Genomic DNA, 22,287 nt, shown 5'->3' with positions numbered 1-22,287 from the left:
TATCTGATATAGCTATTATATATGAAAAAAGTCAATCAGCGAAGATATTTGTAAATCGCATCGTTTTTCGGTTTAATAATAGTATGAAATGATTTGCATACATAAATTGAAAGAAAATTCAGGGTAGGGTGAAAATATGCAAAAAGTTGTTATAATTGGTGCCGGAACTGGCGGGACTGCCATCTTTAAATTGCTCAAAGAAGCAACAATGCTTCAAGTAGAAGCGATGGTGGATAAATATGAACAAGCCCCAGGGCTTGCTTTAGCCAAAAAAGAAGGAATAAGAACGGGTTCTGATTGGCGCCTATTCCTAACTGAAGAGATAGATATCATTATTGAAGTGACAGGTGATGAGTCAGTTTGTAAGGAGATTCGCGCTGTACTGAATGATCGGGTAATTTTTATACCTGGCAGTGTAGCTTATTTAATGGCGAAGCTCTTGGAACAAAAGGAAGATTTGATTGCAAAACTAAGAAATCAAACTTACAAATTTGATCTGATCTTCAACTCAACGGATGACGGTATGATTGTAATAAATCAAGATGAGGACATTATTTTATTTAATCGCAGTGCTGAATCAATGACAGGGGTCTCGAAAAAAGCGGCTTTAGGTAATAGAGTTGGTGACGTCATTACTGGCAGCTTGCTTCCTCGTGTCCTGGAAACCAAAAGAATTGAAATCAATCAAGAGTTTGTGTTGAATAGCGGAATAAAAATCATTACAACCAGAATACCTGTTATTGGAGATAATCAGCAAATTATTGGCGCTGTTTCTATTTTTAAAGATATAACAGAGGTCGTGAATTTAGCAGAGGAATTGACGGATTTAAAGGAAATAAAAACGATGCTTCAAGCAATCATTCACTCAAGTGATGAGGCGATTTCTGTTGTTGATGAACATGGCAGGGGGCTTTTAATCAATCCTGCCTATTCTAGAATTACCGGACTTTCAGAAGGAGAAGTCATTGGTATGCCAGCTACTGCTGACATATCAGAAGGCGAAAGTGTTCATATGAAAGTACTGAATACTAGACGGGCTGTGCGGGGCGTACCTATGAGAGTGGGCCCGAAGAAGAAGGAAGTCATTGTGAATGTTGCGCCAGTAATTGTTGATGGCAAGCTGAAAGGAAGCGTTGGCGTTCTTCATGATGTGACTGACTTGCAAAATGTGAGCAGAGAATTAAATCGAGCGAGACAAATAATAAGAAATCTCGAAGCGAAGTATACATTCCAAGATATTATCGGCCAAACCGAAGAAATGACGATTCCGATAGAACAGGCAAAGCTAGGGGCGAAAACCCCTGCAACTGTACTCCTGCGTGGAGAATCAGGAACAGGCAAGGAATTATTTGCCCATGCCATTCATAATGCTAGTGACCGGAAATATAACAAATTTATCAGAGTAAACTGTGCTGCTTTAGCAGAATCCTTGCTTGAAAGTGAGCTTTTTGGATATGAAGAAGGAGCATTCTCAGGTGCGAAAAGAGGCGGGAAACGAGGGCTTTTTGAAGAGGCGAATAAAGGAAGCATCTTCTTGGATGAAATTGGCGAGTTAACTGCTAATACTCAGGCAAAACTACTAAGGGTGCTGCAAGAGGGAGAAATTACACGAGTAGGCGGTACAAAGCCACTTCAAATTAGTGTAAGGGTGATTGCGGCAACTAATGTGAACCTTGAAAAGGCCATTGCGAATGGGACATTTAGAGAAGATCTTTATTATCGACTCAACAGAATGCCGATTCATATTCCCCCACTTCGCAGAAGGAAAGAAGATATCCCTATGCTCAGTGAGCGTCTTATTGAAAAAATCAATCAGGAATATGGACGAAATGTTGAAGGAATCACTGAAGAAGCGATGGAAGCACTAATGGCATATGATTGGCCAGGAAATGTGAGAGAATTGGACAATATTATCGGTAGAGCTATGATTTTCATGGGCTACCAAACAAAAATCGATAAAGAACATATTCCGGGATTAATCAATCAAGAAACTACATCAAAGCATCAGGATAGATTTTATATTGAAAGTGAAAGCGAACAGCCACTCAATCATCAACTTGAGGAATTCGAGAAAACAGTGATTATTCAAACCTTGAAAAAAATGAATGGAAATAAAACAACAACAGCAAAACAACTTGGATTGTCGGTAAGAAATTTATATTACAAGCTTGAGAAATACAAAATTGCAAATGATAGCATGCAATAATTTTCGCACTGTGAAAAAAGTTGCACGCTTTATTATGATGAATAAAGCGTTTTCAAGGAATTGAAAGTTGGCACACTACTTGCATATATAAATAGTGGGTGTAGCAAAAGAAGATTTTCTTAAATTTGCACAGCACTTTTTTAGTAAAGGGGTTGAGACAGATGAAATTGGATTCGCTTATAGAGAAAGCAACCCAATACGAAGAAAGCACGGTAGCGGTAGCTGCAGCTGAAGATGAAGAAGTTCTTGAAGCTGTTGCTGAAGCGGTCAAACGAAATATGGCAAGCTTCCTATTGTTTGGAGACAAGGAAAAAATCCTTCAAATAATAAATGCGCACCATGCTGAGATAGCAAAAAGCGATAAGCTAAACATTATACATGCAGATTCTAGTGCTGCTGCTGCTGAAATGGCAGTTAAAGCTGTTAAGGAAAAGAAAGCCACTGTATTAATGAAAGGTAATATCCCAACTGCGGTTATTTTAAAAGCTGTATTGAATAAAGAATACGGTCTTCGCACTGGAAATGTATTATCTCATGTGGCAGTCTTTGAAGTTCCTGACTTTGACAGATTTACAATTGTCACAGATGCAGCGATGAACATTGAGCCAGATCTTAATCAAAAAGCTCAAATCGCTAAAAACGCTGTTGGAATTGCACAAGGTATTGGTATTGAAACACCGCGTGTAGCGCCGATTGCAGCAGTTGAAGTTGTTAATCCAGCAATGCAAGCAACATTGGATGCAGCTGCATTAACACAAATGAACAAGCGCGGCCAAATTACTGGCTGTATTGTCGATGGACCATTGGCTTTAGACAATGCCGTATCTGCGATTGCAGCAGAACATAAAGGCATTAAAAGCGAGGTTGCTGGACAAGCTGATATTTTATTAGTACCAACAATTGAAGTTGGGAATACTCTTTATAAATCTTTGATTTATTTTGCAAAGGCGAAAGTAGGAGCAGTAATTGCTGGAGCCAAAGCACCGATCGTATTAACATCCAGAGCCGATTCTGCTGAAAGCAAGCTATATTCTCTTGCATTAGCAATTTGCTCTGCTTCAAAATAATTCACGCAACTCAGGGAGGAAAATTAAAATGGAAATCTTTAAATACCTAGAAAAATATGACTATGAGCAAGTAGTAATTTGCCAAGATAAAGAATCAGGATTAAAAGCAATCATCGCTATCCATGATACAACTTTAGGACCTGCATTAGGTGGAACTCGTATGTGGACATATGCTTCTGAAGAAGCAGCAATTGAAGATGCACTTCGCCTTGCTAAAGGTATGACATACAAAAATGCTGCAGCTGGCTTAAACCTTGGTGGCGGTAAAACTGTTATCATCGGTGACCCACGCAAAGATAAAAATGAAGAATTGTTCCGCGCATTTGGCCGTTATGTTCAAGGATTAAACGGACGTTATATCACTGCAGAGGACGTAGGAACAACTGTTGCTGACATGGATCTTATTCACGAAGAAACTGATTATGTAACTGGTATTTCTCCGGCATTCGGTTCTTCAGGTAACCCATCTCCTGTAACTGCTTATGGTGTATATGTTGGTATGAAAGCTGCTGCTAAAGAAGCGTTCGGTACTGATTCATTAGAAGGTAAAGTTGTTGCAGTTCAAGGTGTAGGTAACGTTGCTTACCACCTATGCAAACATTTACACGAAGAAGGCGCGCAACTAATCGTTACTGATATCAACAAAGAAGCTGTACAACGTGCGGTTGATGATTTCGGTGCGAAAGCTGTAGATCCTGATGAAATTTATGGTGTTGAATGTGACATCTATGCTCCATGTGCACTTGGTGCAACAGTAAATGATGACACAATTCCACAACTTAAAGCAAAAGTAATCGCTGGTTCTGCGAACAACCAATTGAAAGAAGAGCGCCATGGTGATCAAATTCACGAAATGGGTATCGTTTATGCTCCTGACTATGTAATCAATGCTGGAGGAGTAATTAACGTAGCTGACGAATTATATGGTTACAATGCAGAACGCGCTATGAAAAAAGTTGAAGGTCTTTACGATACGATTGCAAAGGTTATGGAAATCTCAAAACGTGACGGAATTCCAACTTACAAAGCAGCTGATCGTATGGCTGAAGAAAGAATTGCTAAAATGCAAAAATCTCGCAGTCAATTCCTTCAAAACGGACATCACATCTTAAGCCGTCGCAAGTAAGGCTATGAAAAGAAGCAAGCGCCGAGTTTTTTCGGCGCCTGCTACACATTTTTATTTGAACAAAGAGGCTAATGGTTAGTGCGAGTTATTGACTAATCATTTTTAATGGAGGTTTAGTTGTGCAAGAACAAATTAATCGAATTCTCGTAATCAACCCAGGTTCAACTTCGACGAAAATCGGTGTTTTCGATAATGATAGCTCTGTTTTTGAGAAAACTCTAAGACATGATACAGATGTAATCAATACTTTTGACAACATTATCGATCAATACGAATTCCGTAAAAATGCCATTCTAGAAACTTTAGATGCAGAAGGCATCAATATTTCAAAACTTAATGCAGTATGTGGCCGCGGTGGGCTTTTAAGACCAATCGAAGGTGGCACATATGCGGTCAATGATGCAATGCTAGAAGATCTTAAAGTTGGTTTTTCTGGACAGCATGCATCGAATCTTGGCGGGATTATTGCGTATGAAATTGCTACAGGCTTAAATATTCCTTCCTTTATCGTTGATCCGGTAGTAGTTGATGAATTGGCCCCGATTGCCCGCATCTCAGGATTCCCGCAAATTGAAAGAACAAGCATCTTCCATGCATTAAATCAAAAAGCAGTGGCGCGCAGAGTTGCAAAAGATTTAGGTAAGAAATATGAAGACCTAAACCTTATTGTTACTCATATGGGTGGCGGTGTTTCAATTGGTGCACATGAAAAAGGAAGAGTAATTGATGTTAACAACGCACTTCATGGCGAAGGTCCATTCAGTCCTGAACGTGCTGGTACAGTTCCTGCAGGCGAACTTATTTCTTTATGCTACTCTGGTGATTACTACCGTGAGGAAGTAATGAAGATGCTAGTTGGCGGAGGCGGACTTGTTGGATATTTAGGAACAAACGATGCAGTGAAAGTAGAACAAATGGTTGCTGACGGCGATGAAAAAGCAACATTAGTCTACAATGCTATGGCTTATCAAATTGCCAAAGAAATTGGCTCTGCAAGTGCAGTATTAAAAGGCAAAGTAGATGCGATCGTTCTTACAGGCGGACTAGCTTATGGCAAGGACTTTGTAAATGATATCTCTAGTTATATCAACTGGATTGCCGATGTCATTGTCCAACCAGGTGAAAATGAACTACAAGCATTAGCTGAAGGCGCTCTACGCGTATTGCGCGGCGAAGAGGCTGAAAAAGTTTATTCAGGGAACGAAAATACAACAGCATCAGTTAATTGATTGGAGGAAATAACATGGCACAAGAATATGATTTAGTCATTCTTGGCGGAGGCACAGGCGGATATGTCGCAGCGATTCGTGCTTCGCAAGCAGGCTTAAAAACAGCATTAGTTGAAAAAGGAAATTTAGGCGGTACATGCCTTCATAAAGGTTGTATTCCAAGTAAAGCACTTTTAAGAAGTGCAGAAGTATTTGCAACAGCAAAGAAAAGTGAAGAATTCGGAGTTATTACTAAAGATGTTTCTGTAAACTTCGCTAAAGTTCAAGAAAGAAAAAGTAAAATCGTTGATCAATTGCATAAAGGTGTTCAACATTTGATGAAACAAGGTAAAATTGATGTATATGAAGGACTTGGCCGTATTTTAGGACCTTCTATTTTCTCTCCTACTGCTGGTACAATCTCTGTTGAGTTAAACAGCGGTGAAGAAAATGAAATGTTAATACCTAAAAACGTAATCATTGCAACTGGTTCACGTCCAAGAACATTGCCTGGCTTAGAAATTGGCGGTAATGTGATGACTTCAGATGAAGCATTATCAATGGAAGAGATTCCTAAATCCATTATTATTGTGGGTGGCGGAGTAATCGGTATCGAGTGGGCTTCAATGCTTTCAGACTTTGGTGCAGATGTAACTGTACTAGAATTTGCAGATCGCATTATTCCTACTGAAGATAAAGATATTTCTAAAGAAATGCAGCGCCTAATGAAGAAGAGAGGCGTAAACATCGTAACAAATGCAAAAGTGCTTCCTGAAACACTTGCTCAAGGTGAAGGTGTAACCATTTCTGCAGAAGTAAAAGGAAAACAAAAAGAATTCAAAGCTGAAAAAATTCTTGTTTCAGTTGGCCGTCAAGCAAATACTGAAGGTATTGGTCTTGAGAACACAGATATTCAAGTAGAAAAAGGTCATATCGTTGTAAACGAGAACCTCCAAACAAAAGAATCTCATATTTATGCAATCGGTGATGTAATTGGTGGACTGCAATTAGCTCATGTTGCATCTCATGAAGGTATTCATGCAGTTGAGCATATCAGTAATGAAAACCCATCTCCAATTGATTACGATCTTGTGTCTAAATGCATTTACTCATCTCCAGAAGCAGCGAGTGTTGGTATCACAGAAGATCAAGCAAAAGAACAAGGACATAAAGTAAAAATCGGTAAGTTCTCTTTCCGTGCAATCGGAAAAGCATTAGTATTCGGTGAATCTGATGGCTTCGTGAAAATTGTAGCAGATGAGGAAACAGATGATATTCTTGGCGTTCATATGATTGGACCACACGTAACAGATATGATTTCTGAAGCGGGTCTTGCGAAAGTTCTTGATGCAACACCTTGGGAAATTGGACATACAATTCACCCGCACCCAACATTGTCTGAAGCGATCGGAGAAGCTGCATTAGCAGTGGACGGCAAAGCAATTCACGGGTAATTAACAAGCATTTTCCAGGTGTTCTATGCTTGCTAGAATAAGCGGAGAGCGCTTGGTCAACTTCTTGTAAAAAAGGTTTAAATTAGAGATTGCTATAAAGCTCTTCTCTATATATTTTTAGGAGGTTTTGAAATGGGTAAAAATCGTCATAAAGCTTTAGGTTTAAGTGATGAAAAAGTATTGGAAATGTATGAAACAATGCTTTTAGCTCGCCGTATTGACGAGCGTATGTGGCTTTTAAACCGTGCAGGTAAAATTCCTTTTGTTATCTCATGTCAAGGACAAGAAGCAGCTCAAGTTGGTGCTGCATTTGCTCTAGATCGTGAAAAGGACTATGCTCTTCCATACTATCGTGATATGGGGGTAGTATTGGCATTTGGTATGACACCAAAAGAATTAATGCTTTCTGCATTTGCAAAAGCAGCAGATCCAAACTCTGGCGGACGTCAAATGCCAGGTCACTTCGGACAAAAATCCAACCGTATCGTAACTGGTTCATCTCCTGTTACTACACAAGTACCACACGCTGTTGGTGTTGCTTTAGCGGGTAAAATGGAAGGTAAAGATTTATGTACGTTTGTTACTTTCGGTGAAGGTTCATCTAACCAAGGTGACTTCCATGAAGGTGCTAACTTTGCAGGAGTTCATAAACTTCCAGTTATCTTTATGTGTGAAAACAACAAATATGCGATTTCTGTGCCAATTGAAAAGCAATTAGCATGTGAAAAAGTATCTGATCGTGCAATCGGTTATGGTATGCCAGGTGTGACTGTTGATGGTAATGACCCACTTGCAGTATATGAAGCAGTTAAAGAAGCTGCCGATAGAGGCCGTGCTGGCAAAGGTCCAACACTTGTTGAAACAGTTTCTTACCGCTTAACTCCGCACTCTTCTGATGATGATGATAGAAGCTATCGTGACCGTGAGGAAGTAGCAGAAGCGAAGAAAAATGATTCCATCATTACATTTGCAGCTTACCTTAAAGAAAATAAAATCTTTGATGATGCGAAAGAAAAAGAAATGAACGATCGCATTATGGCAATTGTTAACGAAGCAACTGATTTCGCGGAAGCTGCACCTTATGCGGATGCAGAATCTGCAATGAAATACGTTTATGCAGAATAAGTAAGGGGGAACAAACATGGCAGTAATTTCTTATATTGATGCGATCACTATGGCGATGCGCGAAGAAATGGAAAGAGACCCAAAAGTATTTGTACTAGGTGAAGACGTAGGACGTAAAGGTGGCGTATTTAAAGCTACTAACGGCTTATATGAAAAATTTGGAGAAGACCGTGTTCTTGATACTCCACTTGCAGAATCAGCAATTGCCGGCGTAGGTATCGGTGCAGCAATGTACGGTTTACGTCCAATTGCAGAAATGCAATTCGCTGATTTCATTATGCCTGCAGTAAACCAAATTATTTCTGAGGCAGCAAAAATCCGCTACCGTTCTAACAACGATTGGAGCGTTCCAATGGTTATCCGTGCCCCTTATGGCGGCGGTGTTCATGGTGCGTTATACCACTCGCAATCTGTTGAAGCAGTATTCGCTAATCAACCTGGATTAAAAATCGTAATGCCGTCTACTCCATATGACGCCAAAGGCTTGTTAAAAGCAGCTATTCGCGATGAAGATCCGGTAATGTTCTTTGAACATAAGCGTGCTTATCGTTTAATTAAAGGCGAAGTGCCTGATGATGATTATGTACTTCCAATCGGCAAGGCAGATGTGAAACGCGAAGGTGAAGATCTTACAGTTATCACTTACGGACTATGTGTTCACTTTGCACTTCAAGCTGCAGAAAAATTAGCTAAAGACGGAATCTCCACACATGTTCTTGACTTGAGAACTGTATATCCGTTAGATAAAGAAGCAATCATTGAAGCTGCTTCTAAAACTGGTAAAGTCCTTCTATTAACAGAAGATAATAAAGAAGGAAGCATCATGGGTGAAGTTGGTTCAATCATCGCTGAAAACTGCCTGTTTGATCTTGACGCACCAATCATGCGTCTTGCAGGTCCAGATGTTCCAGCAATGCCTTATGCACCAACTATGGAGAAATACTTCATGGTTAACCCGGATAAAGTAGAAAAAGCTATGAGAGAACTAGCTGAATTTTAATATAAAATATGCGCTAATTAGAAGAAGCGGGAGAATCTTATCCCAAGCTCTCCCTGCATCTTCTCCGATATAAAGAGAGAACGCAGAGCTGCTAATATACAGCTAAATGTAATAAGGAGGTTAACCCATTGGCTATTGAACAAATTAAAATGCCTCAATTAGGTGAAAGTGTAACAGAAGGTACGATTAGTAAATGGTTAGTATCTGTAGGTGACAAAGTTAATAAATATGATCCACTAGCAGAAGTAATGACTGATAAAGTTAACGCTGAGGTTCCTTCATCATTTGACGGCGTAATTAAAGAATTAATTGCTGAAGAAGATGGAACATACGAAGTAGGGGAAGTTATTTTAACAATTGAAACTGAAGGTGGCGGAAGTTCTGACGCTGATTCAGCACCTGCTGAATCAAAATCTGAGCCAGCTAAAGAAGAAGCACCTGTAGCTGAAAATAAAGCAGCAGCTTCTACACCACAAGCTGACGTACCAAGAGGGCGTTTCTCACCAGCAGTGCTAAAACTTTCTCAAGAGCATGGCATTGACTTGAACCAAGTAACTGGTACAGGTACAGGTGGAAGAATCACTCGCAAAGATCTTAACAAGATTATCGACTCTGGTGAAATCCCAACTGCCGCTTCAGCACCAAAAGCAGAAGCGCCAAAAGCAGCAGAAGCTCCTAAACAAGAAGCACCAAAAGCAGCAGAAGCTCCTAAACAAGAAGCACCAAAAGCAGCTTCTAAGCCAGCTAAAGCAGCTGCAACAAATGTACCAGTTGTACCAGGCGATGAAGAAATCCCTGTTACTGGTATCCGTAAAGCGATTGCGGCTAACATGCTTAAGAGCAAGCACGAAGCACCACATGCTTGGACAATGATGGAAATTGACGTAACCAACCTTGTTGATTACCGTAATTCTATCAAGGGAGAATTCAAGAAAAAAGAAGGCTTCAACCTTACATTCTTCGCTTTCTTCGTAAAAGCAGTTGCACAAGCGCTTAAAGAATACCCGCAAATCAACTCTATGTGGGCTGGCGATAAAATTGTACGCAAAAAAGACATCAATCTTAATATCGCTGTTGCGACAGATGATGCTCTTTACACTCCAGTTATTAAAAATGCTGATGAAAAAACAATCAAAGGCATTGCGCGTGAAATTGGCGAGCTAGCTGGAAAAGTACGTGCTGGTAAATTAACTGGTGCTGAAATGTCTGGCGGCACATTCACTGTAAATAACACAGGTTCATTCGGATCTGTTCAGTCTATGGGTATCATCAACCACCCGCAAGCTGCGATTTTACAAGTTGAATCAATCGTTAAACGCCCAGTTGTTATGGACAACGGCATGATCGGTGTTCGTGATATGGTTAACCTATGTATGTCTCTAGATCACCGCGTACTAGACGGACTTGTTTGTGGACAATTCCTAAAACGCGTGAAAGAAATTCTTGAGAACATTTCTAAAGAAAACACTTCTGTTTATTAATCAGAAGAATCATACCCACTGCGCTTACTGCGCAGTGGGTTTTTATTTGCAGTGACTTTATAGTGGAGAAAGGAATGTGTGTGCTGTGCTGTTTTATAACCATTTTATGAAGGAAGATGGGATATTCATGTTCTAATCCAATTATTAGAACATCTTTTTGAAGGAAAAGTGAATTTTCATGTTCTAATCCAATTATTAGAACATCTTTTTAAAGGAAAAGCGGAATTTCATGTTCTAATCCAATTATTAGAACTTCTTTTTAAAGGAAAAACGGATTATCATGTTCTAATCCAACTATTAGAACATCTTTTTAAAGGAAAAGCAGAATTTCATGTTCTAATCCAATTATTAGAACATCTTTTTAAAGGAAAAGCGGAATTTCATGTTCTAATCCAATTATTAGAACATCTTTTTAAAGGGAAAGCGAATTTTCATGTTCTAATCCAATTATTAGAACATCTATTTGAAGGAAAAACGGATTATCATGTTCTAATCCAACTATTAGAACATCTTTTTAAAGGGAAAGCGAATTTTCATGTTCTAATCCAATTATTTACACATCTTTTTAAAGGAAAAACGGATTTACATGTCGATCTAATCCAAATACTAAGAACCATCCACTTTCAATCATAAGTAATTTGATTCTACTATGTCACAAAGAATCACCTCGCATTCATTCACCCACTGCTCGCCCCTTACATATTGCTTGTTTTCTTCAGGTATACTACAATTAGACATATATATTTAGAATTTTAGTAAAATTACAAAGGCATTTTTTATCTTTGTTTATAATGATGTGATTAGGTGAGGGGAGGGAAGGCTGTCTAACTATAGGCAGTGAAATTATGGCATTAGATCATATGAAAAATGAATCTTTCAAACCGCAAAGCATAGAAGATTGGAAGCTAAAAGCCGAGGATACTCTCAAGGGCAAATCCATCGATGCATTATCAAGAAATACATATGAAAACATAAAATTGAAACCGCTTTACACGAATGAGGACCTGCATCAAGATGTGTCGCAATATCCAGGTGAAGGTGACTTTAGAAGAGGAATGGACTCATTAGGATATGTTGAGAGGGATTGGAATATCTCCCAAAAGATGACTGAAACAGATCCCCAGATATTGCGAGAAAAGCTTTTGCAAGCATTTAAAACAGGACAAACCGCAATTGCTTTCAATATCGATGCAATGGCAGCAACCGGGCTCGTCCAGATTGTTGAAGGACTGCATGAACAATATCCATTTAGCATCGTAACTGAAAAATCATTAAAGCCGATTTTTGACCAATTACAGACTTTAAATAAAAGCGAAGAAATAGAAGGATATATTGCAATGGATCCTCTAGCAGTGACAGCTAAGACCGGAGCAAGCATAGATACCAGCTATTCAGGCTGGGCAGAGGCAGTTTCCTCAGCAGACAAGCATTTACCGAAACTTCAAACTGTAATAGTAGATTCATCTGTTTATCATAACGGTGGTGCCAATGCAGTCCAAGAACTGGCTGTATCCGTTGCTGTAGGAGTGAATCATATTGAGCGCTTGCTCAACCAGGGCATGAGCATTGAAAAAATAGTACAAAAAATTGTATTCAAATACGCAACGGGTGCAAACTTTTTTATGGAGATCGCCAAGCTTCGAGCTGCAAGACTATTATGGAATAAAGTAACGGAGGCTTATGGCGTTGCTGTTGTGGACAGAAGAATGGTCATCGCTGTCGAGACCTCATCGTTTACACAAACGGCCTATGACCCATATGTTAATATGCTTAGGTCAGGCAATGAGGCATTTGCTGCCGTGCTTGGCGGTATTCAATACTTGCACGTTGCTCCTTACAATGCACCTGAAGGCGCATCTTCAAACTTTTCCGATAGAATTGCCCGTAACACACAGCTCATTTTAAGAGAAGAAGCTCATTTGAAAAAGGTCATTGATCCTGCTGGAGGGTCATGGTATATCGAGCATCTAACCAAGGAATTGGCGGAACAGGCATGGGCTTTCTTCCTTCAGATTGACGAGAGAGATGGGATGGAAGCGGTTTTGAAATCGGGCTGGATTCAAGAACAGGTTGCGGCTATTCGTTCTAAAAGGCAAGAAGATACATTTGTAAGGAAGCAAAGCATGATTGGTACAAATATCTATGCTAATCTCCAGGACAAGCCATTGACTGAGAGACAGAATGATTTGAATTTAAGGAACACTGAAATTCAGATCATACCGCAATCACGGTTATCAGAACCCTTCGAGCATTTGCGCAGAAAAGCAGAGGGTTTAAAGGGAACAGGTATTCAGCCAGAGGCAGGGTTGATTTGCCTTGGACCGTTGAAGGCTCATAAAGCTAGAATGGATTTTATCACAGGTTTCCTTGCACCTGGTGGAATCGAGCCAGTTAAAAGTACAGAAATTGACGATACGGAAGCGGCCTTAGATTTTGTAAAACAATCAAGTTTAAAGCATTACTTTATATGCGGATCGAATGATCAATATGATGAGACCGTTGTTGACCTTGTGCAATCGGTAAAGACCAATAATCCGAGTGTACAGTTTTACCTTGCGGGTCTGCCTGCGAAAGACGAGCAGAATCAGTGGGAACAAGCAGGGGTTAAAGGATTCATTCATATGAGAAGCAATTGTTATGAAACTCTTCTCTCCATATTAAATGATCTGGAGGATGAAAATAATGAGTAACAAACCGGATTTTTCTAAAGTTGTTTTATTCGATGAAACATCACAATTAAATGATGAACCAGTAAATAAACAAGCTGACATTTCGTTTGAAACGAATGAGCAAATAGATGTGAAACCATTATATTCTGAGGGTGACCTTGAAGGGATGGAGCATCTGGATGATAAACCTGGGCTTGCTCCTTTCACAAGAGGCCCCTATCCGACGATGTACGTCAATCGTCCTTGGACGGTTAGACAGTATGCAGGATTCTCTACAGCTGAGGAAAGTAATGCTTTCTATAGGAGAAACCTTGCCATGGGTCAAAAAGGTCTATCTGTTGCGTTTGATTTAGCTACGCATAGAGGTTATGACTCTGATCACCCACGCGTTGTAGGGGATGTGGGAAAAGCTGGGGTTGCGATTGACTCTATCCTGGATATGAAAACGCTATTTGATGGCATTCCACTTGATCAAATGTCAGTATCAATGACAATGAACGGCGCAGTTCTTCCGATAATGGCTTTTTATATTGTGACAGCAGAGGAGCAGGGAGTTAGCCAGGAGAAGCTTTCTGGAACGATTCAAAATGACATTCTTAAAGAGTATATGGTGCGTAATACATATATTTATCCTCCTGAGATGTCGATGAAAATTATAGCTGATATTTTTGAATATACTTCCAAGTATATGCCGAAGTTCAACAGCATCAGCATTTCCGGCTATCATATGCAGGAAGCGGGTGCACCTGCTGATATCGAGCTTGCATATACATTGGCTGATGGCCTTGAGTATGTGAGAACAGGCTTGAAGGCTGGTATTGATATTGATTCCTTTGCACCGCGATTATCCTTCTTCTGGGCAATTGGCATGAATTATTTTATGGAAGTGGCTAAAATGCGTGCTGCCAGACTCATTTGGGCAAAAATGATGAAAACATTTGAGCCAAAAAACCCAAAAACAATGGCATTGCGTACCCATTCCCAAACATCGGGATGGAGCTTAACTGAACAAGATCCTTTTAATAATGTGACGAGGACTTTGATTGAAGCACATGCGGCAGCGATGGGACATACGCAATCACTGCACACAAATGCGCTGGACGAGGCGATTGCTTTGCCCACAGATTTTTCAGCAAGGATTGCGCGGAATACACAGTTGTTTCTTCAAGAGGAATCAGGTGTTACCAATGTAATTGACCCTTGGGGCGGCTCTTACTATGTGGAAACACTAACAAATCAGCTAGTGGAGCGAGCATGGGAGCATATAGAAGAGATAGAAGAGCTTGGAGGTATGGCAAAAGCGATTGAAACCGGCTTGCCGAAGATGAAAATTGAAGAAGCAGCGGCAAGAAGACAAGCGCAAATCGACTCAGGCAAAGAAACTATTATCGGAGTAAATAAATACCGCCTTGATCAGGAAGAACCAATTGAAATTCTGGATATTGATAATACGGCAGTGCGTTTAAAACAGCTTGAAAAGCTAAAGCGCTTAAAAGGTGGAAGAGATGATGCAAAGGTGCGTGAAGCCTTATCAGCAATTACGCTGGCTGCGGATACAGGTCAAGGCAATTTGCTCGAACTTGCTGTCCAAGCAGCGCGAGTCAGAGCAACCTTAGGGGAAATTTCCGACGCGATTGTAGTAGTGGCAAGGCGCCATAAAGCGATGATTCGTTCCATAAGTGGTGTATATAGTGCTGCTTTCTCAAATGAAGAAGAGATTAATGAAGTAAAAGCAATGACAGATGAGTTCTTAGAGAACGAAGGAAGAAGACCGCGGATTCTGATCGCTAAAATGGGCCAGGATGGTCATGATAGAGGAGCAAAGGTCATATCGACTGCTTTTGCTGATCTTGGATTTGACGTTGACATTGGACCACTATTCCAAACGCCTGAGGAGACAGCTGTTCAGGCAGTGGAGAATGACGTTCACGTAGTAGGCTTTAGTTCTCTTGCAGCCGGTCATAAAACACTTCTTCCACAACTTATTGCGGAATTAAGAAAGCTAGGCAGAGAGGATATCCTAGTGGTTATTGGAGGGGTTATCCCAGCTCAAGATTACTCCTTCCTTACTGAAAATGGGGCGGCTGCTATTTTTGGGCCAGGAACGGTCATCCCGGTTGCAGCTCAGAAAGTCGTTCGTGAAATCTATAGCCGCCTAGGATATGAGGAAGTGGCGAAATAGATGGCGCCTTTTAAAAAGCCTGAATGGCATCAAAATGAAAGAAATAGTGATGAGTTTACTACTTCTGTTGTGAGCGGTGTTCATGCTGAGCCTTCTATGCCTCAGTCAAAAAAAGGACGTTTTCAGAAAAGAAACCCGTCTATCCCAGACATTGAGCAGTTAGAACAAGACTTGCTTAAAGGTGAGCGGAGCGCTCTTGCCCGCTCGATTACATTAATTGAAAGCAATGCAGAGCACCACTTCCGCCCTGCGCAGGTATTGCTGCATAAGCTCCTTTCCCATTCAGGGAAGTCAATAAGGATTGGGATTACAGGCGTTCCAGGTGCCGGGAAGAGCACTTTTATCGAAACCTTTGGCACCTATTTATGCGATGATTTAGGTCTAAATGTTGCTGTATTGGCTGTCGATCCAAGCTCCAAAGTAAGCGGTGGGAGCATTCTTGGGGATAAAACGAGAATGGAGCAGCTTTCTCGCAATCCGAGAGCGTTTATCCGGCCTTCACCCTCATCAGGGAAGTTGGGCGGTGTGCACAGGAAAACAAGGGAAACGATGCTTTTATGTGAGGCAGCTGGATTTGATGTCATTTTAGTCGAAACGGTTGGCGTCGGTCAAAGCGAAGTCATCGTAAGAGATATGGTAGACTTCTTTATGCTCCTTGCTTTAACAGGGGCAGGAGATGAGCTACAGGGAATGAAAAAAGGCATAATGGAATTGGCAGATACAGTCATCGTAAATAAAGCAGATGGTGCGAATAAGCAGATGGCTCTAAGAACAAAAGCTGAGTATGATAAAATCCTGCATTTTTTACAGCCAGCTACGAAAGGCTGGGGGTCAAGAGCATTTACGTGTTCGGCTATGTATAATGAAGGCATTGCTGATATTTGGCAGGTCATTGAAAAATTTACAGAAGTGACACAGCAATCAGGCGTGTTTGAAGAGCGGAGAAGATTGCAAACGAAGGAATGGATTTATTCGATGATCATGGACCAGCTGCAGTTTAGTTTTTTTCAGCAGCCTGAAATTAAAGTGATGCTTCCTAAAATAGAGAATGATGTGATTGCGGGAGATCGAACAGTTACTTCAGCTGTTGAAGAGCTCTTCTCCCTGTATTCCAAGCAATAAAAATAAGCTGCCCTTTTAAAGGGCAGCTTATTAGATGATTTTAAGCCTGTTGATTAGAACAGGCACACCCAGGGGGAGAGGGTTATAATAAGTTATACCCAATATATTCTTTCTTAACCTTTTAATTGAGAAGTTTCTTCATTGTAAAAAGTGGTTTCAAATTGGTATGATAGGTACATACCATATTTGAATAGGAGGAGAAATTTTAATGAATATGGATTTTAACTTATTTATGAATGATGTTGTACAGCAGGCGCGGAAGGAAATCGTGTCTGCAGGATATACAGAGCTCAGAACAGCAGAAGATGTGAAGGATGCATTTGCTAAGGAAGGTACCACACTTGTGATGGTCAATTCCGTCTGTGGTTGTGCAGGTGGTATCGCTCGTCCAGCAGCCGCTCATTCCCTTCATTATGATAAGCGTCCGGATCACTTAGTCACTGTATTTGCTGGTCAAGATAAAGAAGCAACTGCTGAAGCGCGGTCATTCTTTACTGGATATCCGCCATCTTCACCCTCTTTTGCCTTATTAAAAGACGGAAAAATCATTAAGATGGTTGAGCGTCATGAAATAGAAGGCCATGAGCCAATGGCAGTTGTTCAACAGCTGCAAGAATCTTTTGAAGATAATTGTAAAGAACTTTAAAATTTCAGATGGTTTAAGCATAGGTGCTTACAGAAAAAAGTCTCCAAATTCTTGGAGGCTTTTTTTGATATTTACAAAAGTTTCCTATATAATAAATTAAAGTTTGAAAAATCAAACTTTTTCATGCGAGAGAATTATCAAAATATAATATTGCATATCCACTCATATGTGTTAAAATACAACTAGATGAATATTTATTAGATATTATATACAAAAAAAGGATATTAATAATTTTCTAGTATAAGATTTTGGGAGGAGAAAAAATGAAAAAGAAGTGGTTATCATTACTAGTGATGTTTGTTCTATTGGCGGGTGTATTAGCAGCATGTGGGACAAGTGAGAGCAGCTCCAACGGTTCAGGAGAAGGCGAGTCTAAGAAAAAATTAATTATGGGTACTTCAGCAGATTACCCGCCCTTTGAATTTATTGATACGGCAAAGGGCGATGAAATTATTGGGGTGGATCCTGACATTGCGCATGCTGTGGCAAAAAAACTAGGTTATGAAGTTGAAATAAGAGACATGGATTTCGGCGGATTGATCCAAGCACTGCAATCTGGACAAGTTGACTTTGTCCTATCAGCGATGAGTGCAACAGAAGATAGAAAGAAGAATGTTGATTTCAGTGAAATCTATTATACATCCAAACATATGATCGTTACGAAAAAAGGAAGCGATATTGCTTCAATTGATGATCTTGAGGGTAAAACTGTTGGTACTCAATTAGGCTCCATTCAAGAAACGAAAGCGAAGGATTTAGCTAAAGAAATGGATATGAAAGTGGAAAATCGCAATCGTATTCCAGAACTAATCCAGGAGATTAAAGCTGGCCGTCTTGATGCAGCGATCATTGAGGATACAGTTGCTCAAGGATTCTTTGAAAAGGACGAAGAACTAGACGGTTTTACAATTGAAGATGCAGATGGCGGTTATGCCATTGCATTGCCAAAAAACAGTGAATTAACAGAAGAATTTAATGAAGCATTAAAAGAAATGATCGACAATGGAGAAGTGGACGAAATCATTAAAAAATGGTTCTCCAAGGAATAAATGATTTAATAGGCGTTCAGAAGATTTCTTTCTGGGCGTCTTTTCCCTTAATGAAGAAACTCACATCAATTGCCGGGCATTCCCGAATAGAAGAGTTAAGGGAGCAATAAAAAAATTCGAGAGGAAATATTTGACAATGAACTTAGACTTTACTTCAGTCCACCCTTCTCTGCCCTTCATATTACAAGGTATTGGCGTAACACTGCAAATTGTATGTCTGGCAGGAATATTAGGGTTTTTATTCGGTGTCATTTTATCATTATGTAAAATTAGTTCTATTAAAGTACTAAACTGGATTGCAGATGCCTATACATCTATTTTCCGTGGAACACCTCTTATTTTACAGCTTATGATTATTTACTACGGCTCTCCGCAGATTTTAGGATATCAAATTGAACCAGTGGCTGCTGCAGTATTAGCTTTTGCTTTAAATTCAGCTGCCTATATCTCTGAGATTATTCGCGCTGGGATTCTTGCAGTGGATAAGGGTCAAAAAGAGGCAGCAATGGCCTTAGGTGTGCCGTATCGACCGATGATGCTGAACATTATTCTGCCGCAGGCAATGAAGAATATTTTACCTGCGTTAATGAATGAATTTATCACGCTTACGAAGGAATCCGCGATTGTGACAACAATCGGTGTTATGGATATTATGCGTCGCGCTTATCAGGTAGGAGCGGATCAATTTAAATTCATTGAACCTTTACTATTAGCGGGGATTATTTATTATCTTATGGTAACGGTACTGACATTCCTCGGTAAAATAGTGGAAAGGAGAATGAGAAGCAGTGATTAAAATCGAAAATCTCCATAAATCATTTGGAAGCAACGAAGTATTAACTGGAATCTCGACAACAATCAAAGAGGGTGAGGTCGTGGCTATCATCGGTCCTTCGGGCTCAGGCAAATCTACCTTCCTCCGCTGCATTAACAAACTTGAGGATCCTACAAAAGGGCATATTTGGATCAATGAACAAGATATAACGAATAATAAAACAGATATTATGAAGGTAAGACAAAATGTTGGCATGGTATTTCAGCATTTTCATTTATTCCCTCATAAGACAGTTATGGAGAATCTAACATATGCACCGATGAAGGTAAAAGGCCTGTCAAAACAGGAGGCAGAGAAAATCGGACAAGATCTGCTAGAAAAAGTGGGCTTATCTGTGAAAGCACAAGAGTATCCAAATAAGCTCTCAGGAGGACAGAAACAGCGTGTGGCCATTGCAAGAGCACTCGCGATGGAACCTGAAGTAATGCTTTTCGATGAGCCAACGTCCGCACTTGATCCAGAAATGGTAAAAGAAGTGCTGGATGTTATGAAGAGTTTAGCCCATACAGGAATGACAATGGCGATTGTTACGCATGAAATGGGCTTTGCCCGCGAGGTAGCAGACCGCGTGTTGTTTTTAGACGACGGTGTGCTTGTGGAAGATGCATCACCGGTGGCATTTTTTAATCAACCAAAATCAAATAGAGCGAAAGATTTCTTGCAAAAAATGCTCTAAAAGAGATATGCTATTAAAGATGATCAGGAAAATTGATCATCTTTTCTTTATGTTCTTGAACAATCGTCTTACCGAGAATAAATTGCCGAGCATAGGCCGAGCATATGAACATATAATGCAATTAAATAAAATACACGTATAGACAGTCATGAGGAGTTAAATCATGAAATTTAGAATAGGCTACCGTACAGTAAAGACAGCACTAGGTGCATCAATCGCAATCATGATTGCACAAATGGCAGGATTAGATAATTATGTGTCAGCTGGTATATTGACAATCCTTTGTGTAAAAGTAACAAAGAAAAAGTCATTAAGAGCATCATGGGACCGCATTTTTGCTTGCATAATTGCTATTTTAATCTCTTCCATATTATTTGAATTGTTTTCCTATCATCCATTAATTATTGGGTTAGTTCTATTGGTATTTATACCTACAGCGGTAATGGTTAATGCAAGTGATGGAATTGTAACAAGCGCAGTAATCATTTTACATATTTATTCAGCAGAGCAAGTGACATTTGAGCTGATATTAAATGAATTAGGCATTATTCTGATTGGTATTGGGGTCGCCCTTTTGGCTAATCTTTATATGCCAAGCTTGGATGCCAAGCTAAAGGATTATCAGTTAGAAATCGAACAAAATTTTAAACGGATTTTCGATGAAATTGTGATTTATTTGCGTACAAATGAAAGCAGCTGGGATGGAAGAGAGATCACTGAAACCTACCGTTTGATTGAAGAAGCAAAAGCATTGGCTTTTCGAGAAGTTGAAAACCATTTTCTTCGCAATGAAAGTTTATTTTATAGCTACTTTAAGATGAGAGAAAAGCAATTTGAAATTATTGAGCATGTATTGCCGATTGTGACTTCGATTGATCAATATGTTGACCAGGCAGAGATGATTGCAGATTTTATTGACGAGCTCTCAGATAACATACACCCTGGCAATACAGCATCGATTTTTATCACAAAGCTGCATGAGATGAAAGATGAATTTGAAAAAATGGAGCTTCCTAAAACACGCGAAGAGTTCGAAGCGCGTGCAGACCTGCTCTATTTCACAAAAGAAATGGAAGAATATTTAATCATAAAAAGTAATTTCATCGGATTAAAGGGTGCTCGCAAATTGAATCAAACGACAGCGACAGGAGAATAATAAGGGAAACTGACAAGTGGAGTGTGATCCTATGCTTAATCTTGTATATTCTCTTCTCCTTGCCTTTACACTTTCACCGATTTGGCCGCTTGGACCTAATCCACTGCCTGGGGATCCATTGGTAATAGTGAACAAAATGAATAATGAGGTTGCTTTTATAAATGAAAACAAGGTTCAATCCGTTCAGTCTGCAGCGACTGGGAAGAAGGAGGAACTCACCCCGGAAGGATTTTTCACGATAACTGTGAAGGCAGAAGAGCCTTATTATCGAAGGAAGGATATAGAAGGCGGAGATCCTAAGAATCCGCTCGGAACTAGGTGGATTGGCTTCGATGCAAAGGATACAGACGGGAGAATCTACGGTATTCATGGGACGAATAACCCGAATTCGATTGGGCATTATGTTTCAAATGGCTGCATCCGCCTTCAGAATACGGGTGTCGAAACCTTATATGACAGCGTACCGCTTGGTTCAAAAGTTTTAATCCTTTCGACAAATAAAAGCTTTGAACAGCTTGGCAGAGAATATGGAGCAATACAATAAGAAAAAGGGACAGATAAGCATTCCGTTTGCGAGAGTGCTTATCTGTCCCTTTTATGTTTATTAAAACAGCATCGTTAAGCCAACAAGCAGAGATGATGCGAGCATAGCAAAGATCATTAAATAGACGACAATCTTTCTTGTTTTTTTTGACAAATTAAATCCAACCTTTCTGTGAAATAGTCCTTATATGTATTTTACTAGGAAATAGATGATTGAACAACCGCTCGCAATAAAATAGAGGGTATTCGACATATTAAGAGAATATTATTATAATTATATATAGTGAGAATATAAGCAACGTTTTGCTAGTACTAGGGGGGGAAGATATTGATTAAAAAAATCGATCATATTGGTATTGCTGTTCGTTCTTTGGACGAGACTTTACCCTTTTATACGGACATATTGCAGCTGCCTTTACTGGGCATCGAAGAAGTGGAAAGCGAAGGCATAAGGGTAGCCTTCTTAAAGGCTGGAGAAACAAAGCTTGAGCTTTTAGAACCTCAGCATGACCAGAGTGCGGTAGCTAAATTTATAGAAAAGCGCGGAGAAGGTCTGCACCATGTTGCTTTAGGTGTGGATTCGATACAAGAGCGCATTGATGAAATGAAAACTCATGGTATTAGAATGATTCAAGATGAGCCTAAAATTGGCGCTGGCGGCGCACATGTGGCCTTCATGCATCCAAAATCCACAGGCAGCATTTTATACGAACTATGTGAAAAGAAAGGGTTGAAATAAGTA

20 protein-coding genes are annotated in these 22,287 nt (G+C 39.9%); 19 read left to right on the top strand and 1 reads right to left on the bottom strand.

The features are described 5' to 3' along the window. Positions 1 to 136 precede the first annotated feature (136 nt). The 18 genes from J2S17_RS06035 to J2S17_RS05950 all read left to right on the top strand — a co-directional run bounded on the left by J2S17_RS06035 (position 137) and on the right by J2S17_RS05950 (position 21,546). Complete coding sequence (locus J2S17_RS06035) at positions 137 to 2,206, top strand: sigma-54 interaction domain-containing protein (RefSeq protein WP_307472912.1); 2,070 nt, start codon at positions 137 to 139, stop codon at positions 2,204 to 2,206. A 161-nt stretch (positions 2,207 to 2,367) separates the two neighbouring features. Beyond that, positions 2,368 to 3,273, top strand: coding sequence for a phosphate butyryltransferase (yqiS, locus tag J2S17_RS06030; protein ID WP_307472910.1), 906 nt, complete (start codon positions 2,368 to 2,370; stop codon positions 3,271 to 3,273). A 28-nt stretch (positions 3,274 to 3,301) separates the two neighbouring features. Continuing rightward, positions 3,302 to 4,399: a branched-chain amino acid dehydrogenase gene (gene bcd, locus J2S17_RS06025; protein ID WP_307472908.1), complete on the top strand. Its 1,098-nt coding sequence runs from the start codon at positions 3,302 to 3,304 to the stop codon at positions 4,397 to 4,399. Positions 4,400 to 4,518: 119 nt separating this feature from the next. Further along, positions 4,519 to 5,628 carry a butyrate kinase gene (buk, locus tag J2S17_RS06020; protein WP_307472906.1) on the top strand — a complete coding sequence of 370 codons (1,110 nt, stop codon included), beginning with the start codon at positions 4,519 to 4,521 and terminating at the stop codon, positions 5,626 to 5,628. A gap of 14 nt (positions 5,629 to 5,642) precedes the next feature. After that, entirely contained in the window at positions 5,643 to 7,061 is a 1,419-nt protein-coding gene (gene lpdA / locus J2S17_RS06015; RefSeq protein ID WP_307472904.1) for a dihydrolipoyl dehydrogenase, read from the top strand. A gap of 132 nt (positions 7,062 to 7,193) precedes the next feature. Then, positions 7,194 to 8,186: a thiamine pyrophosphate-dependent dehydrogenase E1 component subunit alpha gene (locus J2S17_RS06010; RefSeq protein ID WP_307472902.1), complete on the top strand. Its 993-nt coding sequence runs from the start codon at positions 7,194 to 7,196 to the stop codon at positions 8,184 to 8,186. Positions 8,187 to 8,202: 16 nt separating this feature from the next. After that, positions 8,203 to 9,186 (top strand): alpha-ketoacid dehydrogenase subunit beta, encoded by a 984-nt coding sequence (locus tag J2S17_RS06005; protein WP_307472901.1) that lies wholly within the window; start codon positions 8,203 to 8,205, stop codon positions 9,184 to 9,186. Between the two features lie 128 nt (positions 9,187 to 9,314). Continuing rightward, complete coding sequence (locus tag J2S17_RS06000) at positions 9,315 to 10,667, top strand: dihydrolipoamide acetyltransferase family protein (RefSeq protein ID WP_307472899.1); 1,353 nt, start codon at positions 9,315 to 9,317, stop codon at positions 10,665 to 10,667. Between the two features lie 168 nt (positions 10,668 to 10,835). Then, the gene (locus J2S17_RS05995; protein WP_307472897.1) at positions 10,836 to 11,300 is read left to right on the top strand and encodes a hypothetical protein; all 465 of its coding nucleotides are present in this window, start codon (positions 10,836 to 10,838) and stop codon (positions 11,298 to 11,300) included. Positions 11,301 to 11,512: 212 nt separating this feature from the next. Then, positions 11,513 to 13,357 (top strand): methylmalonyl-CoA mutase subunit beta, encoded by a 1,845-nt coding sequence (locus J2S17_RS05990; protein ID WP_307472895.1) that lies wholly within the window; start codon positions 11,513 to 11,515, stop codon positions 13,355 to 13,357. Next, positions 13,350 to 15,518 (top strand): methylmalonyl-CoA mutase, encoded by a 2,169-nt coding sequence (scpA, locus tag J2S17_RS05985; protein WP_307472893.1) that lies wholly within the window; start codon positions 13,350 to 13,352, stop codon positions 15,516 to 15,518. The genes J2S17_RS05990 and scpA overlap by 8 nt, the downstream gene beginning before the upstream one ends. After that, positions 15,519 to 16,640: a methylmalonyl Co-A mutase-associated GTPase MeaB gene (gene meaB / locus J2S17_RS05980; RefSeq protein ID WP_307472891.1), complete on the top strand. Its 1,122-nt coding sequence runs from the start codon at positions 15,519 to 15,521 to the stop codon at positions 16,638 to 16,640. 208 nt (positions 16,641 to 16,848) lie between these two features. Then, entirely contained in the window at positions 16,849 to 17,286 is a 438-nt protein-coding gene (locus J2S17_RS05975) for a BrxA/BrxB family bacilliredoxin (RefSeq protein WP_307472889.1), read from the top strand. A 263-nt stretch (positions 17,287 to 17,549) separates the two neighbouring features. Further along, complete coding sequence (locus J2S17_RS05970) at positions 17,550 to 18,335, top strand: transporter substrate-binding domain-containing protein (RefSeq protein WP_307472887.1); 786 nt, start codon at positions 17,550 to 17,552, stop codon at positions 18,333 to 18,335. 136 nt (positions 18,336 to 18,471) lie between these two features. Further along, on the top strand, positions 18,472 to 19,131 hold the full coding sequence (locus tag J2S17_RS05965; RefSeq protein ID WP_307473247.1) for an amino acid ABC transporter permease: 660 nt from the start codon (positions 18,472 to 18,474) through the stop codon (positions 19,129 to 19,131). Then, positions 19,124 to 19,846 carry an amino acid ABC transporter ATP-binding protein gene (locus J2S17_RS05960; RefSeq protein WP_307472885.1) on the top strand — a complete coding sequence of 241 codons (723 nt, stop codon included), beginning with the start codon at positions 19,124 to 19,126 and terminating at the stop codon, positions 19,844 to 19,846. The genes J2S17_RS05965 and J2S17_RS05960 overlap by 8 nt, the downstream gene beginning before the upstream one ends. Positions 19,847 to 20,009: 163 nt before the next feature. After that, on the top strand, positions 20,010 to 21,002 hold the full coding sequence (locus J2S17_RS05955) for an aromatic acid exporter family protein (RefSeq protein WP_307472883.1): 993 nt from the start codon (positions 20,010 to 20,012) through the stop codon (positions 21,000 to 21,002). A gap of 31 nt (positions 21,003 to 21,033) precedes the next feature. Beyond that, positions 21,034 to 21,546 (top strand): L,D-transpeptidase, encoded by a 513-nt coding sequence (locus J2S17_RS05950; RefSeq protein ID WP_307472882.1) that lies wholly within the window; start codon positions 21,034 to 21,036, stop codon positions 21,544 to 21,546. Positions 21,547 to 21,606: 60 nt separating this feature from the next. On the opposite strand, the gene prli42 is transcribed toward J2S17_RS05950, so the two are convergent. Next, positions 21,607 to 21,699 carry a stressosome-associated protein Prli42 gene (prli42, locus tag J2S17_RS05945; protein WP_307472879.1) on the bottom strand — a complete coding sequence of 31 codons (93 nt, stop codon included), beginning with the start codon at positions 21,697 to 21,699 and terminating at the stop codon, positions 21,607 to 21,609. A 171-nt stretch (positions 21,700 to 21,870) separates the two neighbouring features. On the opposite strand from prli42, the gene mce reads away from it, so the two are divergent. Then, positions 21,871 to 22,284 carry a methylmalonyl-CoA epimerase gene (mce, locus tag J2S17_RS05940; protein WP_307473245.1) on the top strand — a complete coding sequence of 138 codons (414 nt, stop codon included), beginning with the start codon at positions 21,871 to 21,873 and terminating at the stop codon, positions 22,282 to 22,284. Positions 22,285 to 22,287: the final 3 nt, after the last annotated feature.

This window comes from Cytobacillus purgationiresistens (assembly GCF_030813235.1).
GTDB classification, from domain to species: domain Bacteria; phylum Bacillota; class Bacilli; order Bacillales; family Cytobacillaceae; genus Cytobacillus; species Cytobacillus purgationiresistens.
Note: the sequence above shows the minus strand (reverse complement) of the source record. Positions and strands in the feature narration are given on the sequence as shown.

What these genes read in the sequence shown, in the direction of transcription:
- J2S17_RS06035 (WP_307472912.1), top strand. Translation starts at nt 137, where the DNA reads ATGCAAAAAGTTGTTATAATTGGTGCCGGAACTGGCGGGACTGCCATC.
- yqiS (WP_307472910.1), top strand. Translation starts at nt 2,368, where the DNA reads ATGAAATTGGATTCGCTTATAGAGAAAGCAACCCAATACGAAGAAAGC.
- bcd (WP_307472908.1), top strand. Translation starts at nt 3,302, where the DNA reads ATGGAAATCTTTAAATACCTAGAAAAATATGACTATGAGCAAGTAGTA.
- lpdA (WP_307472904.1), top strand. Translation starts at nt 5,643, where the DNA reads ATGGCACAAGAATATGATTTAGTCATTCTTGGCGGAGGCACAGGCGGA.
- J2S17_RS06010 (WP_307472902.1), top strand. Translation starts at nt 7,194, where the DNA reads ATGGGTAAAAATCGTCATAAAGCTTTAGGTTTAAGTGATGAAAAAGTA.
- J2S17_RS06005 (WP_307472901.1), top strand. Translation starts at nt 8,203, where the DNA reads ATGGCAGTAATTTCTTATATTGATGCGATCACTATGGCGATGCGCGAA.
- J2S17_RS05990 (WP_307472895.1), top strand. Translation starts at nt 11,513, where the DNA reads ATGGCATTAGATCATATGAAAAATGAATCTTTCAAACCGCAAAGCATA.
- scpA (WP_307472893.1), top strand. Translation starts at nt 13,350, where the DNA reads ATGAGTAACAAACCGGATTTTTCTAAAGTTGTTTTATTCGATGAAACA.
- meaB (WP_307472891.1), top strand. Translation starts at nt 15,519, where the DNA reads ATGGCGCCTTTTAAAAAGCCTGAATGGCATCAAAATGAAAGAAATAGT.
- J2S17_RS05975 (WP_307472889.1), top strand. Translation starts at nt 16,849, where the DNA reads ATGAATATGGATTTTAACTTATTTATGAATGATGTTGTACAGCAGGCG.
- J2S17_RS05970 (WP_307472887.1), top strand. Translation starts at nt 17,550, where the DNA reads ATGAAAAAGAAGTGGTTATCATTACTAGTGATGTTTGTTCTATTGGCG.
- J2S17_RS05965 (WP_307473247.1), top strand. Translation starts at nt 18,472, where the DNA reads ATGAACTTAGACTTTACTTCAGTCCACCCTTCTCTGCCCTTCATATTA.
- J2S17_RS05955 (WP_307472883.1), top strand. Translation starts at nt 20,010, where the DNA reads ATGAAATTTAGAATAGGCTACCGTACAGTAAAGACAGCACTAGGTGCA.
- J2S17_RS05950 (WP_307472882.1), top strand. Translation starts at nt 21,034, where the DNA reads ATGCTTAATCTTGTATATTCTCTTCTCCTTGCCTTTACACTTTCACCG.